Genomic DNA, 1,205 nt, shown 5'->3' on the forward strand with positions numbered 1-1,205 from the left:
TCATACAGAAACAGCAGAAGTTCGGTTATGAAAAATCCGTGTTTTCGGCGATTGCGGGTCGAGCCCGCAGGAAGGGCTTGCCGGGGAAACGGCCGCCGGGGCAGGCCCGACTGCCTGAAAACTTGCGGTGCAAAAAGTAGGGCAGGTCAAGCCTGCCTCTTCTTTTCGGCGAAAGAAAGAGAGGAAAAATATCTTTCTAAGATGCGGTGTAAATTTTTATTTGAAGTTGTAAAATAAAAGCCAGCCTAACAAAGCTTCAAAGCCGACAAACCGGTCAAGCCGGTTTGCGGTTTAAGCAGTTGTTATGGCGACAGGCCACTGGCCTGCTTTTGGAGAAGAATGAAAAAAATAATATTATTTACAATTTCTTTTTTACTAATTTCACTTATTCAACTTAATGCACAAGAATCAACAAATTATTGTGGACTAGAAAAAATTAAAAATATAAAAGAAATAAGAATCACAAAAAGAGACTTTGATAATCCACAGGAAAAATCTTCTATCAGTTTAAATGAGACTCAAAAGCAAGAATTTCTTGATAGAATTAAAATTTCAAGACAAGAAAAGTATATAAAAGTTCTTTTAAAATATGAAGTTTCAGTTTCTTATGACACAGATGAGAAAGAAACATTTTACATGAATGACCGTATCATTAAGAAACAGGATGGAACGACATATAAACTCGATAATAGCATGACACTTTTTTTAGATTTATTGTTCTCAGAAAAAGATTCTTCAAAAAAATATAAGGAAAAAATTATAGAAACATCTAAAAGAAGAATTCATGTTTATCAGGCAAATTATTCTAGAAAAGATTTGATACATATAGAAGGCGTTACTTCAACTGCTAATCCAGAAGGAGTATATGATCTTACCTGGAAAATAGGACAGGAACTTATTAATGCGCAGGATAATTTTTCAAAGAAAAAAGATTTAAAAGATTATATCAAAAGAAAAGAATTACAAAAAATCGCTGATTCTTATATAAATGAAATATTGAAACTCGATATACCATTGTTTTATTCTTATTATGAAATACATCCACTCGATGAAAAACAAGAAAAGTGGATTATTTATTTTATATATGTAATAAAAGAACATAAAGGAAAAAAGAAGTATTGGGATGAAGTTGTTTTTATGATGCCTGATGGTACAATTGTTATCAGTGATAATAATTATGAAAATATAAACTTTTAGAAAAAAAA

The 1,205-nt window shown here is 31.6% G+C and carries 1 protein-coding gene; it reads left to right on the top strand.

Translation table 11 applies throughout. The annotated features are described in order from the left end of the window. Positions 1 to 339 precede the first annotated feature (339 nt). Positions 340 to 1,197: a hypothetical protein gene (locus tag JI65_RS16940; protein ID WP_191018338.1), complete on the top strand. Its 858-nt coding sequence runs from the start codon at positions 340 to 342 to the stop codon at positions 1,195 to 1,197. Positions 1,198 to 1,205 lie beyond the last annotated feature (8 nt).

It is taken from the genome of Treponema zioleckii (assembly GCF_014737315.1).
GTDB classification, from domain to species: Bacteria; Spirochaetota; Spirochaetia; order Treponematales; family Treponemataceae; genus Treponema_D; species Treponema_D zioleckii.